We start from the raw sequence: 15,961 nt of genomic DNA, 5'->3' as shown, positions 1-15,961 counted from the left end.
CATGGGTTATCGCTGGGGACGCTACATGGCCGCAGGCCAGCCCCCAGGCCTTTACTGTTCGAGTGGGTGGGGGAAAACAGGGTTCAGGGTATTTTTTGGGGGGCTTCGGAGGGGGCAGGCTGGGGGCTCTATATTGGGTTTCTGGACGCCGCTATGTTGAGGTCGTTATTCCTTTTGGCGACTCGCCGCCCGAATGAAGGCCGTTGGAGATTGGCCGAGTACCTTGCGAAACATGCTGGAGAAAGCAGCTGGGCTGTCATAGCCGAGTTCCAGCGCGGTTTGGGTAACGGGACTGCCCGAGAGTAGCCTGGGAATAGCCGCCATCAGGCAGGCCTGTTGGCGCCATACACCAAAGGAGAGTCCGGTCTGCTGACGGAACAGGCGATTGAAGGTGCGCTGGCTGCAATGCAACTGCTGCGCCCACTCCTCCGGAAGAGTGTGAATGCTCGGCTGGCCGAGAAACTCTCTGCACAGGCTGGCAAGTGCAAGGTCATGGGGCAGTGGCGCAAATAGTGGCAGGGCCTGAGCCTGTTCCAGTTCGTATAGAAGTAGTTGAGCCAGGGCACCGTCGCGGCCGTTTTCTTCATAGAGCGCGGGGATGTGGGCGGAAGCCAGCAGCAAGTGATGCAGGAGAGGCGTCACGACCAGCACCTCACAGTTGCGCGAAGTACGTGGCGCAACGTGGGGCTCGATATACAGGCTGCGGGTGCTCACCCCGTTCATGCGTACCTGATGGCGCTTGCCCGAAGGTAGCCAGACGCCGCTATAGGGGGGCACCATCCAGGTACCGTCATCCGTGTCGACTTCCATAAGACCTGTCATCCCATAAAGAAACTGGGCACGGCGATGGGTATGAAAGTCGAGGAGGGTGCCGGGGCGGTAGTCAGTGCCGATGGCCACCACGGGACGTGCAACGTGATCCACCTCTGACAGGAGCGTATTGAGCATTAGCGTGAACCTGGCTGAAACGCGTTGATGGTTGTCCGAATGACGAATGTCGGCCAAACCTCGCCAGCATATAGTCCCTGCTGTTTGGTTTCATCAGGAGCGTGCCGGTGTATAGCGTATTGCTGCTTTGTGGCGTGGGGGCGGGAGTGACCACCGTATTGTTCGGTTTCGGTGGCGGGTTCGTGGTAGTTCCCTTGCTGTATACCCTGCTGATTGCCGTCCATGGGCCGGATAGTGGTATCGGTCAGGCAGCCATGCATATTGCAGTGGCCACCTCGACGGCGTTGATGGTGTTTGCTGCTTCCCTGTCCACATGGCGCCACCACCAACGGCAGACCGTGCAGTGGCATTTGGTGCGTCCGCTGGTGGGCTATATCGCCGTGGGCGCTGTGCTGGGCGCGGCGGCTGCTGTGTCGTTGAGTGGCGAGTGGGTGCGCTGGGCGTTTATCGGCTATCTGGGCATCACGATTGCGGATGGTGTTCTGCGGCCCGGTTTTCTGCGCCAGGCGGGGAGTGAGGTGTGCCCTATGGGGCGTGGGGTAACGGCGATGACGGGGACATTGATTGGTGCAGTGGCCGCTTTGCTGGGCGTAGGCGGCAGCGTGATGACCGTACCGCTCATGCGCCGTAGAGGCGCGAGCATGACGGCGGCCACTGCCATGGCCAATCCGTTGTCGTTGCCCATGGCGGTGAGTGGCACCGCGACGTATGTGTTGCTGTCGGCAAATCATCCAGCGTTAGGGGGCTGGTATGCCGGTTATGTGGACCTGCGTGCCTTGCTGGCACTTGCCGTGGGCTCATGGCTCGGTATCCGCTTGGCGTCGACCTGGATTGGGCGCATTCCTGACCGTCTTCATGCCAGGGTGTACCTGCTATTGCTGAGCATGGTGCTGCTAGTGATGGTTTTTGTGCGTTGAGCATTGCTTGCTTGGCAGATGCCTGTTTTGTGGTGCGGTTCTTTGGCTCTTGCAGTCGAGGACACAGGGGCGAAAACACACCCAAACGAGAAAAACACCCCATTCTGCCAATCACCTCTGCAACTCCAACAACTGCAACGACCTTCCTGCCAACTCCACCGCCTCGAACTGCACCGGCGAGGGCCGGGTCTGCCCGCTGTGGGTATCGACCAAACACAACCAATGGCGCCCGCCATTGACCTCAGGGAGCTGAAACTCGCATGGCTCGTGCCCTGCGTTGAGCAACAGCAGCAGGGTGGCGTCGGCGCCGCTGCGCTTGAGCCCAGACGGCTGTGCGCGGCCGTCCATGAGCATGCCCATGCAGCGGGCTTCCTCGTCGTGCCAGTGCTGCTCGGTCATCTCCTCGCCGTCGGGGGCCAGCCAGGTGACGTCCTTGACGTCCAGCTCCTCGTTGTAATGGCCGACCAGAAAACGCTGACGACGCAGGATCGGGTAGTTGTGGCGCAGGGCGATCAGGTGCTGAGCGAAGGCCAGCAGAGCACGGCCTTCATCGTCGAGGCTCCAGTCCACCCAGCTCAGTTCGTTGTCCTGACAATAGGCGTTGTTGTTGCCATGCTGGGTGCGACCGAACTCGTCGCCGGCCAGCAGCATCGGCGTGCCCTGGGCGAACATCAGGGTGGCCAGCAGGTTGCGCATCTGCTGCACGCGCAGGCTACGTATGGCGGGGTCGTCGGTGGCGCCTTCGCAGCCATGGTTCCACGACAGGTTCCTGTCGGTGCCGTCCTGGTTGTTCTCGTCGTTGGCCTCGTTGTGCTTGTGGTCGTAGGACACCACGTCGCGCAGGGTGAAACCGTCGTGCGCGGTGATGAAGTTGACCGAGGCGAAGGGCCGCCGGCCGCGCTGGTTGTACAGGTCGCCCGAGGCGGTGAGGCGGCTGGCCAGTTCGGCCAGCTCGCCGCGATCCCCCTTCCAGTAGGCGCGCAGATTGTCGCGGAACTTGTCGTTCCACTCCGCCCAGCCCGGTGGGAAGCCGCCCACCTGATAACCACCGGGGCCGCAGTCCCAGGGCTCGGCGATCAGCTTGACCTTGCTCAGCACCGGATCCTGGCGGCAGGCGACGAGAAAGGCGTGGCGTTCGTCGAAGCCGTGCGGATGGCGACCAAGGATCGACGCCAGGTCGAAGCGAAAGCCATCCACGCGCATCTCCGTGGCCCAGTAGCGCAGCGAGTCGGTGACCATGCGCAGCACGCAGGGGTGGCTCAGATCCAGGGTGTTGCCGGTGCCGGAGTCGTTGATGTAGTAACGCCGTTCGTCCGGCATCAGGCGGTAGTAGCTGGCGTTGTCGATGCCGCGCATGCTCAGGGTCGGGCCGCGTTCGTTGCCCTCGGCGGTGTGGTTGTAGACCACGTCGAGGATCAGCTCCAGGCCGGCATCATGCAGGTGCGCCACCATCTCCTTGAACTCGCTGATGCGCCCGCTGGCCAGGTAGGCCGGGTGCGGCGCGAAGAAGCCGATGCTGTTGTAGCCCCAGTAGTTGCTCATGCCCTTTTCCAGCAGGTGCTGGTCGTTGACGAAGGCATGCACCGGCAGCAGCTCGACGCTGGACACGCCCAGCTCGCGGATGTGCCGCAGCAGCTCGGGGTGGGTCAGCCCGGCGCAGGTGCCGCGATGGCGCTCCGGCACGGCCGGATGGCGCATGCTGATGCCGCGCAGATGGGTTTCGTAGAGCACCGTGCGTTCCCAGGGGATGCGGATGCGTGGCTGCTCGCCCCAGGTGAAGGCCGGGTCGATCACCTTGCTCTTGGGCACGAAGGGGGCGCTGTCGCGCTCGTCGAAACTCAGGTCGCCGTCCGGGTCGCCGATGGTGTAGCCGAACAGGGCTTCGGACCATTGCAACTTGCCCACCAGTTGCTTGGCATAGGGGTCGATCAGCAGCTTGTTGGGGTTGAAGCGGTGCCCGGCCTCCGGCTCGTAAGGGCCGTACACGCGGTAGCCGTAGACCTGGCCTGGGCGGGCATCGGGCAGGTAGCCATGCCAGATCTCGTCGGTGTATTCGGGCAGCTCGATGCGTTCGATTTCCTTCTCGCCCTGTTCGTCGAACAGGCACAGTTCCACTCGCGTGGCGTGGGCGGAGAACAGGGCGAAATTGACCCCCAGGCCATCCCAACTGGCACCGAGCGGAAAAGGGCTGCCTTCGCTGATGCGTGAGCGCTGAGTCTTGCGCATGTGGGCCACCTCAGGCTTTCGGCGTTTTCGGGGTGCGCGGCGCGCGCGGTTTCTTCAGCAGGGCCGGCTTTTCGGGCTCCTCGAGCGGCACCGTCTTGGGCTTGCTGATGCGCCGTGGCTTGGGCTTGGCCGGCGCAGCAGGGACGGCGGCCGTCTCCGCCTCGGCCAGCTTGCAGGCCATGCGCCAGTGCCGTTCGTGCTGCCCCTCTGGCCGGCCTTCGGATTCCCAGATCTGGAAGGCGAATTCGCGGATGCGCTGTTCATCGATGTTCATGAGGTGACTCCTATGACCGTGGGGTAAGACGAAGCAGATTGACGGGGCACTCGGCCAGCGCGGCGCTCAGGGCGATGCAGCGCCCATCGCCCGCAGCGCATGGGGCCAGCAGGCCTTCGACCTGGCAGACCTGCAGATCGCCAGGCAGCACCACCCGGGTGTCGCCCCAGCGCTGCGCGGGGACGTGCGGCAAGGGGTGCTCGCCCAGCAGCCCGGCAGCTAGGCGCGGCACGATCACCAGCAGGTGTTGGTTGCCCAGGCTGCGCAGGAAGGCCAGCGCGTGGCCCGCCTGTTCTCCCTTGATGCCCAGTGGCCGGTAGTGACCCTCGGCGAACAGTTGCGGCTGCGCGGCGCGCAGGCCGAGCACGCGCTGGATCAGCCATTGCTTGATGCGCCCGTCCTGCCAGCTCTGCAACTTGCTGGCCGGGCCATCCTCGGCCTGCAGGGCGGCCGAGAGCGCGGCGAAATCCACCGGCCGGCGGTTGTCCGGGTCGACCAGGCTGAAGTCCCAGAATTCGCAGCCCTGATACAGGTCGGGCACGCCCGGCGTGGTCATGCGCAGCAGGCATTGCACCAGGCTGTTCAGCGCACCGGCCGGCGCCACGGCGGCAACGGCGCTGACCAACTCCCGGCGCATGGCCAGCCCCGTGGGTTCGCACAGCAGGCGCCGCAGGAAGTCCGCGCAGGCGGCCTCGTGCTCATCGTTCGGCGCGCTCCAGGTGCTGTTGAGCTTGGCTTCGCGCAGGGCCTTGCGTTGCCAGCCGAGCAGGCGCTGCAGGTAGGCGTCGAGGCCGGCTGCGTCGTCCGCCTCGAGCGACAGCGGCCAACTGCCGAGCAACGCCTGGTAGAGGATGGCCTCTTCGCCGCCGTCCGGTACCGGCCGTATCTGGCTCAGGTGCAGTGGCTGGGCGAGTTGCTGCCAGTGGCGCACGCGTTCGGCGTACCAGGAGGCGCGTTCGCTGAGCACTGCCAGGCGGGCGCGGCAATCCTCGCCGCGCTTGTGATCATGGGTGGCAGTGGCCAGCAGATTGAGCGGATGACGAGCCGCGCGCTCCGCGCAGGCCTGGTGGAACTGCTCGACACTGGCGCTGAAATGCTCGGCATCGAAGCCCACGTCATAGCGCGACAGCAGCACCCCGGCGCGGTACAGGGCGGTGTCCTCGACCGCCTTGGCCGCCACTGGCGAGGTCAGTTGCTGGAAGCGCGTCAGCGCCTGGGCGCGCAGGCGCCGCGCTCGACCAGGGGGCAACTGGCGCAGGCGAGCACCACCGAGCCAGTCGTCGAGGTGCGCGAGCAAGGGCCAGTCGGCTTCGGCCAGGGTTTGTCGCGCGCCGTCCAGGGCCTGCTGGAAGAATTGCTGATCCTGTAGCGAGCGGCCGCAGGCCTGGGCATAGGTGCGGTACACCGGAAAATGCACGATCAGCTCACGCAAGGCCCGGCGGATCGCCCCCAAGGTCAGGTCGCGGGTGGCGATGTCGTGGCGCGCCACCTGCAGCAGGCGCTGGGCCACTTCCTCCAGATCACCGGCCAGCGAGCCGTCCAGCACCAGGCGGCGTGCCTGCAACACTTCTTCGGCGAACGCCGCAGGGCGTCCGCTGAGCTGTTGCCACAGGGTCGCCAGTGGCAGCTCACCATGCGGGTCGTGCTGCAGCAGCGACACCTGATTCATGAATTCGTAGCCCGTGCTGCCATCCACTGGCCATTGCTCCGGCAGTTGCTCGCCGGTGCCGAGAATCTTCTCCACGAAGATGGGGAAGTGCGCATCGCCGCGCAACCGCGTGACGCGCCGGCGCAGGCGGCTGCAATAGGCCCGTGGGTTGGCCAGGCCGTCGATGTGATCCAGGCGCAACCCGTCGATCAGGCCGCGCTCGATCAGCTCGAAGACCTTGGCATGGGTCTGCTCGAACACCTCCAGGCGCTCGACGCGCAGGGCGCCCAGTTCGTTGATGTCGAAGAAGCGTCGCCAGTTGATGTCGTCGGCGGCGGTGCGCCAACTGGCGACGCGGTAATGCTGGCGTTCGAGCAACTGGTGCAGGCGCTGCTGGCTGGCCTCGTCGCGGCCCTGGAAGCGCGCGAGCAACGCTGGCACCTGCTGCGCCTGGCTGGCCAGTTCGGCGCACAGGCGCCGGGCCTCGGCGCGGCCGGCGGCATCGCTGCGCAGGCGCGCGAAGCGCTGACCCAGCTCGCGCAGGACCGGGTCCTCGCTGGCACGCAGGATCCAGCCGTAGCTGGGTGGCGTCAGCGGCAGGCGATGCTCGAAATGGCGCGCATGGATGCGCCCGCTGTCGGCCTCGAAGACCAGTTCCAGGGTGCCGTCGCGCAGGGCCTCGCCGTAATCGCTGCGCAGGAAGGGCACCAGCAACTGGCCGCTGAGCAGCGGGTCGTGGGATTGCCACTGGATGTCGAAGAAGGCCGCGTAGGGGCTGGCCTGGCCCCATTCCAGCACGTCCAGCCACCAGGGGTTGCCATCGCCGCCGACGGCCATGTGATTGGGCACGATATCCAGGATCAGCCCCATGCCGTGCTCACGCAGACAGGCCACTAGCTGCTCCAGTGCCGCTTCGCCACCCAGCTCGGGGTTGACCCGGTTCGGGTCGATGACGTCATAGCCGTGCTGCGAGCCCGGCCGTGCGGTGAGAATCGGCGAGGCGTACAGGTGGCTGATGCCCAGCCGCGCCAGATAAGGCACCTGGGTGGCCGCATCGTGCAGGGTGAAGCCCTTGTGCAGTTGCAGGCGCTGAGTGGCGCGTAGTTCAGTCATCGCTGGCCTCCCGGCGTGCCTTGTCCAGAGTCGCCAGGCGCTGGCGGGCGGCCGGCTGCTCCAGCAGTTCGTTCACCGCCAGTGGGTAGCGCCGTCGCCAGTTCGGGTGCAGGTCGCCGGGGCCGGGCAGGTTGGGCTGCTGCTCCAGGCCGCAGACGTCCTCCAGCGGCAACAGGGCCAGTGGCGCCGGGGTACGGCCGATGTGCTCGATGCAGGCCAGCAGGCTGGCGTCGTCGTCCAGACCGACAGCCATGCCCTGGTGCTCCAGCAACTGGCGCAGGGCCACGCGCTCGCCGGCCCGTTCGGCATGATCGGCCTCCAACAAACTGGCGTCGCGATGCCCGGCGCGCACCCGCCATTCCAGGTCGCGACCGGCGAGCCAGCCCTTGATGGTCGGCAGGTCGTGGGTGGTGGTGGTGGCCAGGGCGTTGTCCGGCCAGCGCGGCGCGGGCACGAAACCCAGGTCGTCCTGCTCGAACAGCAACACCCGGGTGCCGAGAATATTGCGCGCGGCAAGCTTGTCGCGCAGGCCTTCGGGCACCGTGCCGAGGTCTTCGCCGATGACCAGCGCACGGTGGCGGTGTGACTCCAGAGCCAAAAGGCGCAGCAGGTCGTCCAGCGGGTAGCGCAGGTAGGCGCCCTGCAGCGGCTCGGCGCCCTCGGGGATCACCCACAGGCGTTGCAGGCCCATGACATGGTCGATGCGAATGCCACCGGCATGGGCCAGGTTGGCCTGGAGCATCTCGATGTAGGCGCGAAAACCATGCTGACGCAGCCCCTGCGGCGAGAAGGCGGCCACGCCCCAGTTCTGCCCCTGGCGGCTGAGGATATCCGGCGGCGCGCCGACGGTGACCGAGGGCAATAGCTCGGCCTGGCGCGACCAGGCCTGGCTGCCGGCGCAATCGGCGCCTACCGCCAGGTCGGCGATCAGGCCGATGCCCATGCCGGCGCCACTGGCGGTGGCCTGAGCGCATTCCAGGCCATGGGCGATCAACCACTGACAGAAGGCCTGGAAGCGCAGTTCGTCGGCATGCTCCATGGTGAAGCGGATCACCGCGCCCTGGGTGGGGCTGCGCAGGGCCTCGGGCCAGGTGCGCCAGTCGCCGCTGGCCCCCTCGCGCAGGCGCTGGGCATGGATGGCCTCGAAGCAGCAATGCTGTTGCAAGGGCTCGCCGGCCTGCTGACAGAAGGCCTCGAACCGCCCCAGCAGTTCGCCAGGCGCCTCGCGGAAATCCGCATAGAGCTGGCGTAGCAGGCGTTGCCGGGCCGTGGCCACGGCGGGCCAGTCGATCAGTTCCAGGGCTTGCAGGCGTGCCATTTCCGCCGCCAGGCCGGCACGCTGGATGGCGCGGTCGACGCGCTCCTGGCCCAGCAGCATGGCTGGTGCGGCATACAGGCTGTTGAAGAACAGACGGCTGGAAGGGGAGTAGGGGCCGAAGCGCTGCACCTCGGCGCCGAACGGCGCGTGCACCGGGCTCAGGGCCAGGGCATCGGCACCCTGGTCGGCGGCATGCCGGGCCAGATCGGCCACGGCCTGGGTGTCGCCCAGACCACCATCGCCCTCGCGGCGCAGGCCGTAGAGCTGGACGGCGAGCCCCCAGATGCGCGGCTTGCCGCACAGCTCCTGCACCGACAGGCAGGTAGCCGGGGCCACGGCCAGGCGGTGCTGGGTGTCGCGGATCTCCAGTTGGTAGTAGCCGGGCTGGTGGTGCGCAGGCAGATGGCCATTGGCGTCCAGCCGGCCTTCGCTGGTATTGCCCTGCTCGTCGGTCAGCCGATAGGGGCTGTCGGCCGGGTACAGGGTCAGGGTCAGCGGCTGGCCCTGATCCTGGAACAGCAGCGCGGCGTCTTCCGGCACATGGCGCTGTTGCACCAGAGCGGCCAGGCTGGCCCGCAATTGTTCGGGGCTCTGCGCTGGATAACCGAGCGCCTCCAGCAGGGTGCGTTGCGCTTCGGGGGTGACGCGTTGCGCCTGGCCATGGGCATCGACCCAGTCGATGCTCAGGTCGGCGGCCTGGGCCAGTTCGGCCAGTAATTGATCGCTCATTGGGCGGGCTCCAGGGTGACCAGGGCGCTGTGTGCGGGTAGCTGCTCCTGGCGCAGATCGGCGTCGTCGATACGCCAGGTGTAGAGGCGTTCGGCGCGGGAATCGGAAGCGGGCAGGTGCACGGCGCTGCTGCCCAGGTTGAGGGCGATGGTCAACGCCGGGCCGTGCCCCAGGCGCCAGCGGGCCAGCACCGCGCCGTCCCCCAGTACCTGGGCACCGAGGCTACGCGCCTCCTGCAAGCCCGGCTGCAGGCGCGTGCGGCGCACCTGCAGCAGGCCTCGGTAGAACGCCAGCCAGTCGCGCTGTTCAGGTTCCAGCGCCGGCGCCAGATCCGGCTGCGAACGCTGGAAGCTGGCCAGGGCATTGGGGTCGGCGATGGCCTCGCGGGCATGCCCGGCGCTGAACTGGGAAAACTCGGCGAATTCATTGCGCCGCCCCTCACGCACGGCATTGGCCAGCTCGTCGTGATAATCGGTGAAGAACAGGAAAGGGCGCGTGCAGCCCCATTCCTCACCCATGAACAGCAGCGGCACCATGGGGCACAGCAACAGCAGCACGGTGGCGGCCTTCAGCGCATCGGCATCGGCCAGCAGCGTCAAGCGCTCGCCGAAGGCGCGGTTGCCCACCTGGTCGTGGTTCTGCAGGAACAGCACGAAGGCATGCGGCGGCAGGTCGGCGCTGGGCTCGCCACGCGCGCGGCCCTGGCGGTTGGCCTGGCCCTGGTAGACGAAACCCTGCTCCAGCAGGGTGGCCAGCTTTTGCGTCGGCGCCTGGGCGTAGTCGGCGTAGTAGCTTTCGTTCTCGCCGGTGAGCAGCACGTGCAGGGTGTTATGGCCGTCGTCGTTCCATTGCCCATCGAAGCCGTCGCGCAACAGGTGCGCGGCGTTGTGCTCGTTCTCCAGCACCAGATGCACCTGGCGCTGCGCGGGCAGTGCCGCGTGCACGCGGGCGGCCAGCTCGCGGAGAAAACCGCTGTTGTCGATGGCATGCACGGCATCGAAGCGCAGGCCGTCGACGCGATAGTCCAGCAGCCACATCAGGGCGTTCTCGCAGAAGAAGTCACGCACCTGGGGGCGGTCGAAATCGATGGCCGCACCCCAGGGGGTGATGCGCTCTTCATGGAAGAACTGCCGCGCATACAGGCCCAGGTAGTTGCCGTCCGGGCCGAAGTGGTTGTAGACCACGTCGACGAACACCATCAGGCCCAGGGCGTGGGCGGCGTCGATCAATTGCTTGAGCTGCTCGGGCGTGCCATAGGCATTGGCCGGGGCGAAGGGCAGCACGCCGTCGTAGCCCCAGTTGCGCGTGCCGGAAAAGGCGTTCAACGGCATTAGCTGCACTGCGCTCACGCCCAGATCCGCCAGGTGCGGCAGGTGTTCGATCACACCCTGGTAACCGCCGAACAGACCGACATGCAGCTCGTAGAGCACGGTCTCGTGCCAGGGCCGGCCCTGCCACTCGGGATGTGCCCAGTCGTGGGTGGCATGGTCGACCACCAGGCTGAAGCCATGCACATCGGTGAGCTGTTGGCGCGAGGCCGGATCCGGCACCGACCACTGGCCGTCGATGCGGTAGCGGTAGGCCGTGCCCACCGGGCAGTCGAACAGCAGCACGTACCAGCCTTCGCTCTGCGCCACCATCGGCCAGAGCTCGCCACCTTGCAGCTCCAGATCCACCTGCTGCGCGCTCGGTGCCCAGAGGGCGAAGCGCACCCGACCATCGGCCACGGGCCGGGCTCCGTGACTGAACATCAGCACGCTTCCCGGCGCGCATGGGTGTGGCTCAGCAGGCGTTGGTAGAGGCGGTCATAGGGCTGCACCGCCTGCTGCCAGTACAGGGGGGCTTGCATGGCCCGGCAACGCATCGCCTCCAGCAGTTCGGGGTGGGCATGCACCTGCAGGGCGCGGTCGATGGCCGCGCGGTAATCCTCCACCTCGGCTTCGTCGAAGAGAAAGCCGCTGACACCATCGTCGATGGTGTCGGCCAGACCGCCGGTGCGCCGGGCGATGGGCAGCGAGGCGTAACGCTGGGCATACATCTGGCTGAGGCCGCAAGGCTCGAAGCGCGAGGGCATGAGCAAGAAGTCGCTGCCGGCATAGATGCGCCGCGCCGCGCCCTCGGTGAAGCCGATGTGCACGCCGATGCGTCCGGGATGACGTCGGCCCAGGTCAGCCATGGCGGCTTCCAGGGCCGGCTCGCCCAGGCCGATGGCGGCGATGCGGCCACCATGAGCGACGATATGCTCGGCCACCGCCAGGGTCAGGTCGATGCCTTTCTGCTGCACCATGCGCGAGACCACCGCGAACAGCGGCCCATTGCCTTCGAGCCCCAGCCACTGCGCCACATGCTCGGCATTGGCCTGTTTGCCGGCCCAGTCGCGCGGGGCGAAGCCTTGCACCAGGTGCGGGTCGCCCTGTGGCTGCCAGCTTTCGTCGATGCCGTTGACGATACCGCTCAACTGGCCGCTCGCCATCTTGCGGCGCAGCATGCCGTGGAGCCCGCAGCCGAGCCGCTCGGTGGTGATCTCCAAGGCGTAGCGCCGGCTGACCGTGGTGACATGGCTGCAATAGGCGATACCGGCCTTGAGAAACGACAGCCGGCCATGGAATTCCATGCCGTCCATGCCGCAGGCCTCCATGGGAACCGCCAGCTCGCTGCTGCAGGCCATGTCGCACAGGCCCTGATAGGCCAGATTATGCACGGTGAGCAGTGTCGGAACCTTGACCTGCTGCCAGGCCATGTAGGCCGGTGCCATGGCCGCGGGCCAATCATTGGCATGCACCAGTTCCGGTCGCCACTGGATATCGGCATTGCCGGCGGCCATCTCGGCCGCCGCCAGGCCCAGGCGGGCGAAGCGGATGTGGTTGTCGGCCCAGTCATGGCCCTGTGGGTCGACGTAGGGGGTGCCTTCGCGGTCGTACAGCTCGGCGTTGAGCAGCACGTAGACGATCAAGCCATCCGCCAGATCCATGCGCCCGATGCGGCACGGCGGCAGGGCCGCCAGGCCCGGCATCTGGCCGACGATACGAATGGGCCGACCGCTCTCGAGCACCTGGCGGTAGCCCGGGATGAGGATGCGGATGTCGTGCTGGGGCGACAGTGCCCGTGGCAGTGCAGCGGAGACATCGCCGAGGCCGCCGCATTTGACCAGGTCAGCGAACTCGGAGGTGACGAACAGTACGCGCTTGCGCTGTGGATGCTGGCTCTGCATGCGCAGTGGCGATTTGGCGGCTGCCGGAAGGTGGGGCTCGGGTTGTAGTCGGGCGGGGGCTGCAGCGCTTGCCATGTCTTTCTCCATCGTTCGGGTGTGTAGACGATCCTTGACCTGCCGATGGCAGGTGCGTGGGATCTCGGAAAGCCCGGAAGAGGGCGCATCCCACACTCTTTTGCTGACGGGGCACGGCGGATAAAGGTTCGACCTTTTTTTGCGTGGGGCGCTGGGGATTGAGGGTGAATGGGCTTGGTGGTGGGCTAGCGAGTTTGGGGGCTTCGTTGGGGTTTCTGGACGCCATTGCGGTGTGTCAGATATTCCGGGGTTCGCCTCCTCAGGCGAGTCGCTTTCGGGCTTTGCCGGAAAAGTAGCCGACACCTTCGTTGCTTGTTCCGAATTGCCGCGTTTTTGCTGATGTTTTTGGTTTCGCCCGTGAGGGCCAAACCCGGAGTTTCAGAAAACACCGCAGCGGCGTCCCGAACACCAAAAATACCCAAGAAGTCCCCCGCCAGCGTCAATCACACACCCCGAAAGGTTGAACTTTGCCACCGGCACCGGCTTCCACTAGGCAAGCCAGCACAACCGAGGAGAACGCCTGATGGACAGTGTCGAGCAGGTGGTGAATTTTCTGCGCAAGTACAAGCTGCGCCTGAGCACGGCGGAATCCTGCACCGCCGGGCTGATCGCCGCCATGGTGGCGGATGTGCCCGGCAGCGGCGCGGTGCTCGACTGCGGCTTCGTGGTCTATTCGCCCGAGGCCAAGCAGCGCTGCCTCGGCATATCGGCGCAGACCATCGAGCGCTACGGGCTGACCAGTGAAGAAGTGGCGCGGGAAATGGCCCTGGGCATGCTGCAACGCAGCAACGCCGACATCGCCCTGGCCAATACCGGGCTGGCCGAAGCCGAGGACGAGCGCGATGGCTTGCAATGCATCGCTTGCGCCATCCGCCTGCACCAGCACGAAGGCATCGTCAGCGAAACGCTGCAGTTCAGCGGCGAGCGCAACGAGGTGCGTGCGGCAACGGCGCGCTACGCCCTGCTGCAACTGCCGTATTACTACGAGCGCCTGCGTGCTACCTGAGCCAGGACGTTGAAAAACTGCCTGCATGGGCAAAGGGCAGGATGGTCACGAAAAGGCTCGCCAGACCTGCCGCCAGTAGCACCGCGTGCCGGCCAGGACAGGAAGGCGAGCCAGTCACCGTTCAGGATCAGTTCTCGGGCAGTTCACCGTTGATGCGCTGAGCCCGCTCCAGGTGCTTCTCGAGCTTGGGCAGGGTTTCCCGGGCGAAGGCGGCGATGTCCTGATCCTCCACGTTCACGCCACGCTTGAACAGCTCGATGGTCTCCTGGTGGGCGGCGACCTGGTTGTTCATGTAGGCCTTGTCGAAGCTGTCCTCGTCACGCATCTTCAACACCATGGCCTTGGCCTTGTTCATCAGCTCGGCATCGTCGGACACGTCCAGGTTCTTGCGCTGGGCCAGTTCCTTGAGCTGCTGATTGGCCCGACCGTGGTCGTCGATCATCATCTGGGCGAAGCCCTTGACGTCTTCGCTACGGGCTTTTTCCAACGCCAGCTTGGCCGCCTCGATCTCGGCGATGCCTTTGGCCGAGGCTTCCTCGACGAAGTCCTCGGTGTCGATCGCCTCGACCTGATCGGCAGCCTGCAGGCTACCAACGGCAAACAGGGCCAGAGCGAGGAGGGCCAGCAAGCTCAGTGGTTTGAATGGACGCATGGTCGTTTCTCCTGTGTTTATGCATTCATGGGGGTAGAAGGCCAACTCATGGTCTTGGTTCAGGGAGAATTTGCCTCAAGGGTGCGGAGGTCTCACGACGGCGCGCGCTCGTCCTCGATCAGCGAGCCTGGATCCTCGTTGCCTGGATCGTTGATCAGCACCTCGTCGGCGCAGGCCTGGCAGCTCTGCGCGCATGCCTGGCAATGCGCGGCGTCATGGCTGAGACATTCTTCCGCGCAGGCCAGGCAGGCGACCCGGCAAAGTTGTGCACAGACATCCGCGTAGTCACTGTTTCGTAACATGAAAGTTGCCGTCTGCCGACAAAGATCGGCGCAGTCACGGCACAGTTCGATACAGCGAAAATAGGCGGCGTTCTTTTCGCTGAGGCACAGGGCAATACAATGTTCGCAAGCATCGGCGCAACTGTTGTATGTCATTATTTCATTCACATGATTATACGCATCTTTCATCTCTCCATTCTCCTGTACAGGTGGTGTAAAGGTTTTCGGAAGTGCAATATTCAATTGCCACTATAGTTCGACTAATATCTCGCTCCATGAGCAGCAACAGATAACTTGAGAATATCAGGTGATAAGTATTTGTTTATCACTTGCTATGTTCCGGTGATTGTGGGCCGTCATCATGTCCACGCGGCCCGGCAATACCCCAGACAACCAGGCCAATGACCGGTACGAGTCCGATGAACAATGCCCAGCGAGTCTTGCTGGGCAATGGCTTGTCACTGCGAAAGACGTTGACGATGGCCCACAGGTGAATGAGCGCGATGATCACGGCGAGCGCGATCCAGAAATAGACGAGTGCGTCCGGCATGATCCGGTGATCCTTTGGGGTGGGTAAGAAAAGGGGGCGGGCAAGCCTGGCCAAAGGGCGGCCAGGCCAGAGCCTTCAGAAGCTTCTGCTGACGGGCGCCGCCTGGATGATCCGGTTCTGTACATGGCTGTGTGCCGGATACATTCCCGGTACGACGCTGTCGCTGCGGCAGGTGAGAAGCGAGCGGCTGAAGCGTGGGTCATCGATATCCGCAGGCTCTGCGAGCTCCGCGCTGCTGACCGTGCTACGCCCCTGATCCTGCAGGCAATCGGCGGTTATCTCCTGCAGCGAGCGGTGGCCCGCAAGGCTTGCATCGGGCCGCGTAGCGATTGCCGAGGACGAGCCGAAGGGATGCAGGATCAGCAGCGCCACCAGGCAGGTCGAACAGGCCATGTATGGCCATTCATCAGGGAGGTGCAGGCTACAGGCCGCATGCCGGCTGGCGCAGCGAGACAGAGCCTGGATACGTGGATGGGACAGTGAGTCTAGGGGTGTCGGCATAACGTCGGCTCCTCATGGATTGGTAATCTTTCTGAGGGCCCATAACCGGGCGTGACGCGTCCGGAAGATGGGCTCGCGCGAGTACGTCGGCAGTTGAGTGCAATTGCAGTATTTGACCGCTTCGTTGATCGCCTCGTCAGTCTCGTCCAAGGTCATGTCGAACTTGATGAGACGCACGGTCTGTTCAGGGTCACTGTTCGGTTCGATGACCCGAACGATCTTTTTTTCTCCGTGTTTTACCGTCAACACCACACTGCCATCGGGGCGATGAGTTTCATCGATTGCATAGCAAGAGAGTGCTGACTTGATTCTATCTATATCCGCTTTCATTGTTGCCTCCTTGTTGGGAACAACAATGAAACATAGCGATATCTTTCTGCCCGTCCAGTCGGCAGGACGAATGGTCGGAATTTCTATCAATTTGATATCAAATGACTTTGAAGTTGTGTTGCATATAATTGACGGTGTCGACAAATAAAAAATTCAAGCACACCTGGGAGAAAGGTTTTATT

14 protein-coding genes are annotated in these 15,961 nt (G+C 64.9%); 2 read left to right on the top strand and 12 right to left on the bottom strand.

Annotated elements, in window-relative coordinates; translation table 11 throughout:
- Positions 1-165: 165 nt before the first annotated feature.
- Positions 166-948 carry an AraC family transcriptional regulator gene (locus OU800_RS12775; RefSeq protein ID WP_268184308.1) on the bottom strand — a complete coding sequence of 261 codons (783 nt, stop codon included), beginning with the start codon at positions 946-948 and terminating at the stop codon, positions 166-168.
- A 107-nt stretch (positions 949-1,055) separates the two neighbouring features.
- Between OU800_RS12775 and OU800_RS12770 the strand changes: the two genes are divergently transcribed.
- Positions 1,056-1,865, top strand: coding sequence for a sulfite exporter TauE/SafE family protein (locus OU800_RS12770; protein ID WP_268177656.1), 810 nt, complete (start codon positions 1,056-1,058; stop codon positions 1,863-1,865).
- A 111-nt stretch (positions 1,866-1,976) separates the two neighbouring features.
- Here the strand turns inward: OU800_RS12770 and glgX are convergent, their stop codons facing one another.
- The 6 genes from glgX to glgA are packed head-to-tail and all read right to left on the bottom strand — an operon-like array spanning position 1,977 to position 12,459.
- Positions 1,977-4,091, bottom strand: a complete 2,115-nt coding sequence (gene glgX, locus OU800_RS12765) for a glycogen debranching protein GlgX (RefSeq protein WP_268177655.1) — start codon at positions 4,089-4,091, stop codon at positions 1,977-1,979.
- Between the two features lie 10 nt (positions 4,092-4,101).
- Positions 4,102-4,365: a DUF2934 domain-containing protein gene (locus tag OU800_RS12760; RefSeq protein WP_268177654.1), complete on the bottom strand. Its 264-nt coding sequence runs from the start codon at positions 4,363-4,365 to the stop codon at positions 4,102-4,104.
- Between the two features lie 10 nt (positions 4,366-4,375).
- On the bottom strand, positions 4,376-7,126 hold the full coding sequence (locus OU800_RS12755) for a malto-oligosyltrehalose synthase (protein WP_268177653.1): 2,751 nt from the start codon (positions 7,124-7,126) through the stop codon (positions 4,376-4,378).
- On the bottom strand, positions 7,119-9,173 hold the full coding sequence (gene malQ, locus OU800_RS12750; RefSeq protein WP_268177652.1) for a 4-alpha-glucanotransferase: 2,055 nt from the start codon (positions 9,171-9,173) through the stop codon (positions 7,119-7,121). Before malQ ends, OU800_RS12755 begins: the two co-directional genes overlap by 8 nt.
- The gene (gene treZ, locus OU800_RS12745; RefSeq protein WP_268177651.1) at positions 9,170-10,924 is read right to left on the bottom strand and encodes a malto-oligosyltrehalose trehalohydrolase; all 1,755 of its coding nucleotides are present in this window, start codon (positions 10,922-10,924) and stop codon (positions 9,170-9,172) included. Before treZ ends, malQ begins: the two co-directional genes overlap by 4 nt.
- On the bottom strand, positions 10,924-12,459 hold the full coding sequence (glgA, locus tag OU800_RS12740; protein ID WP_268177650.1) for a glycogen synthase GlgA: 1,536 nt from the start codon (positions 12,457-12,459) through the stop codon (positions 10,924-10,926). Before glgA ends, treZ begins: the two co-directional genes overlap by 1 nt.
- Positions 12,460-12,982: 523 nt before the next feature.
- On the opposite strand from glgA, the gene OU800_RS12735 reads away from it, so the two are divergent.
- Positions 12,983-13,465, top strand: a complete 483-nt coding sequence (locus tag OU800_RS12735) for a CinA family protein (RefSeq protein ID WP_268177649.1) — start codon at positions 12,983-12,985, stop codon at positions 13,463-13,465.
- Positions 13,466-13,592: 127 nt separating this feature from the next.
- Here OU800_RS12735 and OU800_RS12730 read toward each other — a convergent pair whose 3' ends face one another.
- The 5 genes from OU800_RS12730 to OU800_RS12710 form a co-directional block, all read right to left on the bottom strand.
- Positions 13,593-14,117, bottom strand: coding sequence for a DUF4142 domain-containing protein (locus OU800_RS12730; protein ID WP_268177648.1), 525 nt, complete (start codon positions 14,115-14,117; stop codon positions 13,593-13,595).
- A 92-nt stretch (positions 14,118-14,209) separates the two neighbouring features.
- Positions 14,210-14,587: a four-helix bundle copper-binding protein gene (locus tag OU800_RS12725; protein ID WP_268177647.1), complete on the bottom strand. Its 378-nt coding sequence runs from the start codon at positions 14,585-14,587 to the stop codon at positions 14,210-14,212.
- Positions 14,588-14,723: 136 nt separating this feature from the next.
- Positions 14,724-14,948, bottom strand: a complete 225-nt coding sequence (locus tag OU800_RS12720; protein WP_268177646.1) for a PLD nuclease N-terminal domain-containing protein — start codon at positions 14,946-14,948, stop codon at positions 14,724-14,726.
- Positions 14,949-15,023: 75 nt separating this feature from the next.
- Positions 15,024-15,341 (bottom strand): hypothetical protein, encoded by a 318-nt coding sequence (locus OU800_RS12715; protein WP_268177645.1) that lies wholly within the window; start codon positions 15,339-15,341, stop codon positions 15,024-15,026.
- Between the two features lie 120 nt (positions 15,342-15,461).
- Positions 15,462-15,779 carry a hypothetical protein gene (locus OU800_RS12710; protein WP_268177644.1) on the bottom strand — a complete coding sequence of 106 codons (318 nt, stop codon included), beginning with the start codon at positions 15,777-15,779 and terminating at the stop codon, positions 15,462-15,464.
- Positions 15,780-15,961 lie beyond the last annotated feature (182 nt).

Source organism: Pseudomonas sp. GOM7, assembly GCF_026723825.1.
In the GTDB taxonomy this organism is placed as follows: domain Bacteria; phylum Pseudomonadota; class Gammaproteobacteria; order Pseudomonadales; family Pseudomonadaceae; genus Aquipseudomonas.
The sequence above is the reverse complement of the archived record's forward strand: the minus strand, read 5'-3'. Positions and strand labels throughout refer to the sequence as shown.

Coding starts and splice junctions, on each gene's coding strand:
- OU800_RS12775 (WP_268184308.1), bottom strand. CDS start 948: ATGCTCAATACGCTCCTGTCAGAGGTGGATCACGTTGCACGTCCCGTG.
- glgX (WP_268177655.1), bottom strand. CDS start 4,091: ATGCGCAAGACTCAGCGCTCACGCATCAGCGAAGGCAGCCCTTTTCCG.
- OU800_RS12760 (WP_268177654.1), bottom strand. CDS start 4,365: ATGAACATCGATGAACAGCGCATCCGCGAATTCGCCTTCCAGATCTGG.
- OU800_RS12755 (WP_268177653.1), bottom strand. CDS start 7,126: ATGACTGAACTACGCGCCACTCAGCGCCTGCAACTGCACAAGGGCTTC.
- malQ (WP_268177652.1), bottom strand. CDS start 9,173: ATGAGCGATCAATTACTGGCCGAACTGGCCCAGGCCGCCGACCTGAGC.
- treZ (WP_268177651.1), bottom strand. CDS start 10,924: ATGTTCAGTCACGGAGCCCGGCCCGTGGCCGATGGTCGGGTGCGCTTC.
- glgA (WP_268177650.1), bottom strand. CDS start 12,459: ATGGCAAGCGCTGCAGCCCCCGCCCGACTACAACCCGAGCCCCACCTT.
- OU800_RS12735 (WP_268177649.1), top strand. CDS start 12,983: ATGGACAGTGTCGAGCAGGTGGTGAATTTTCTGCGCAAGTACAAGCTG.
- OU800_RS12730 (WP_268177648.1), bottom strand. CDS start 14,117: ATGCGTCCATTCAAACCACTGAGCTTGCTGGCCCTCCTCGCTCTGGCC.
- OU800_RS12725 (WP_268177647.1), bottom strand. CDS start 14,587: ATGAAAGATGCGTATAATCATGTGAATGAAATAATGACATACAACAGT.
- OU800_RS12720 (WP_268177646.1), bottom strand. CDS start 14,948: ATGCCGGACGCACTCGTCTATTTCTGGATCGCGCTCGCCGTGATCATC.
- OU800_RS12715 (WP_268177645.1), bottom strand. CDS start 15,341: ATGGCCTGTTCGACCTGCCTGGTGGCGCTGCTGATCCTGCATCCCTTC.
- OU800_RS12710 (WP_268177644.1), bottom strand. CDS start 15,779: ATGAAAGCGGATATAGATAGAATCAAGTCAGCACTCTCTTGCTATGCA.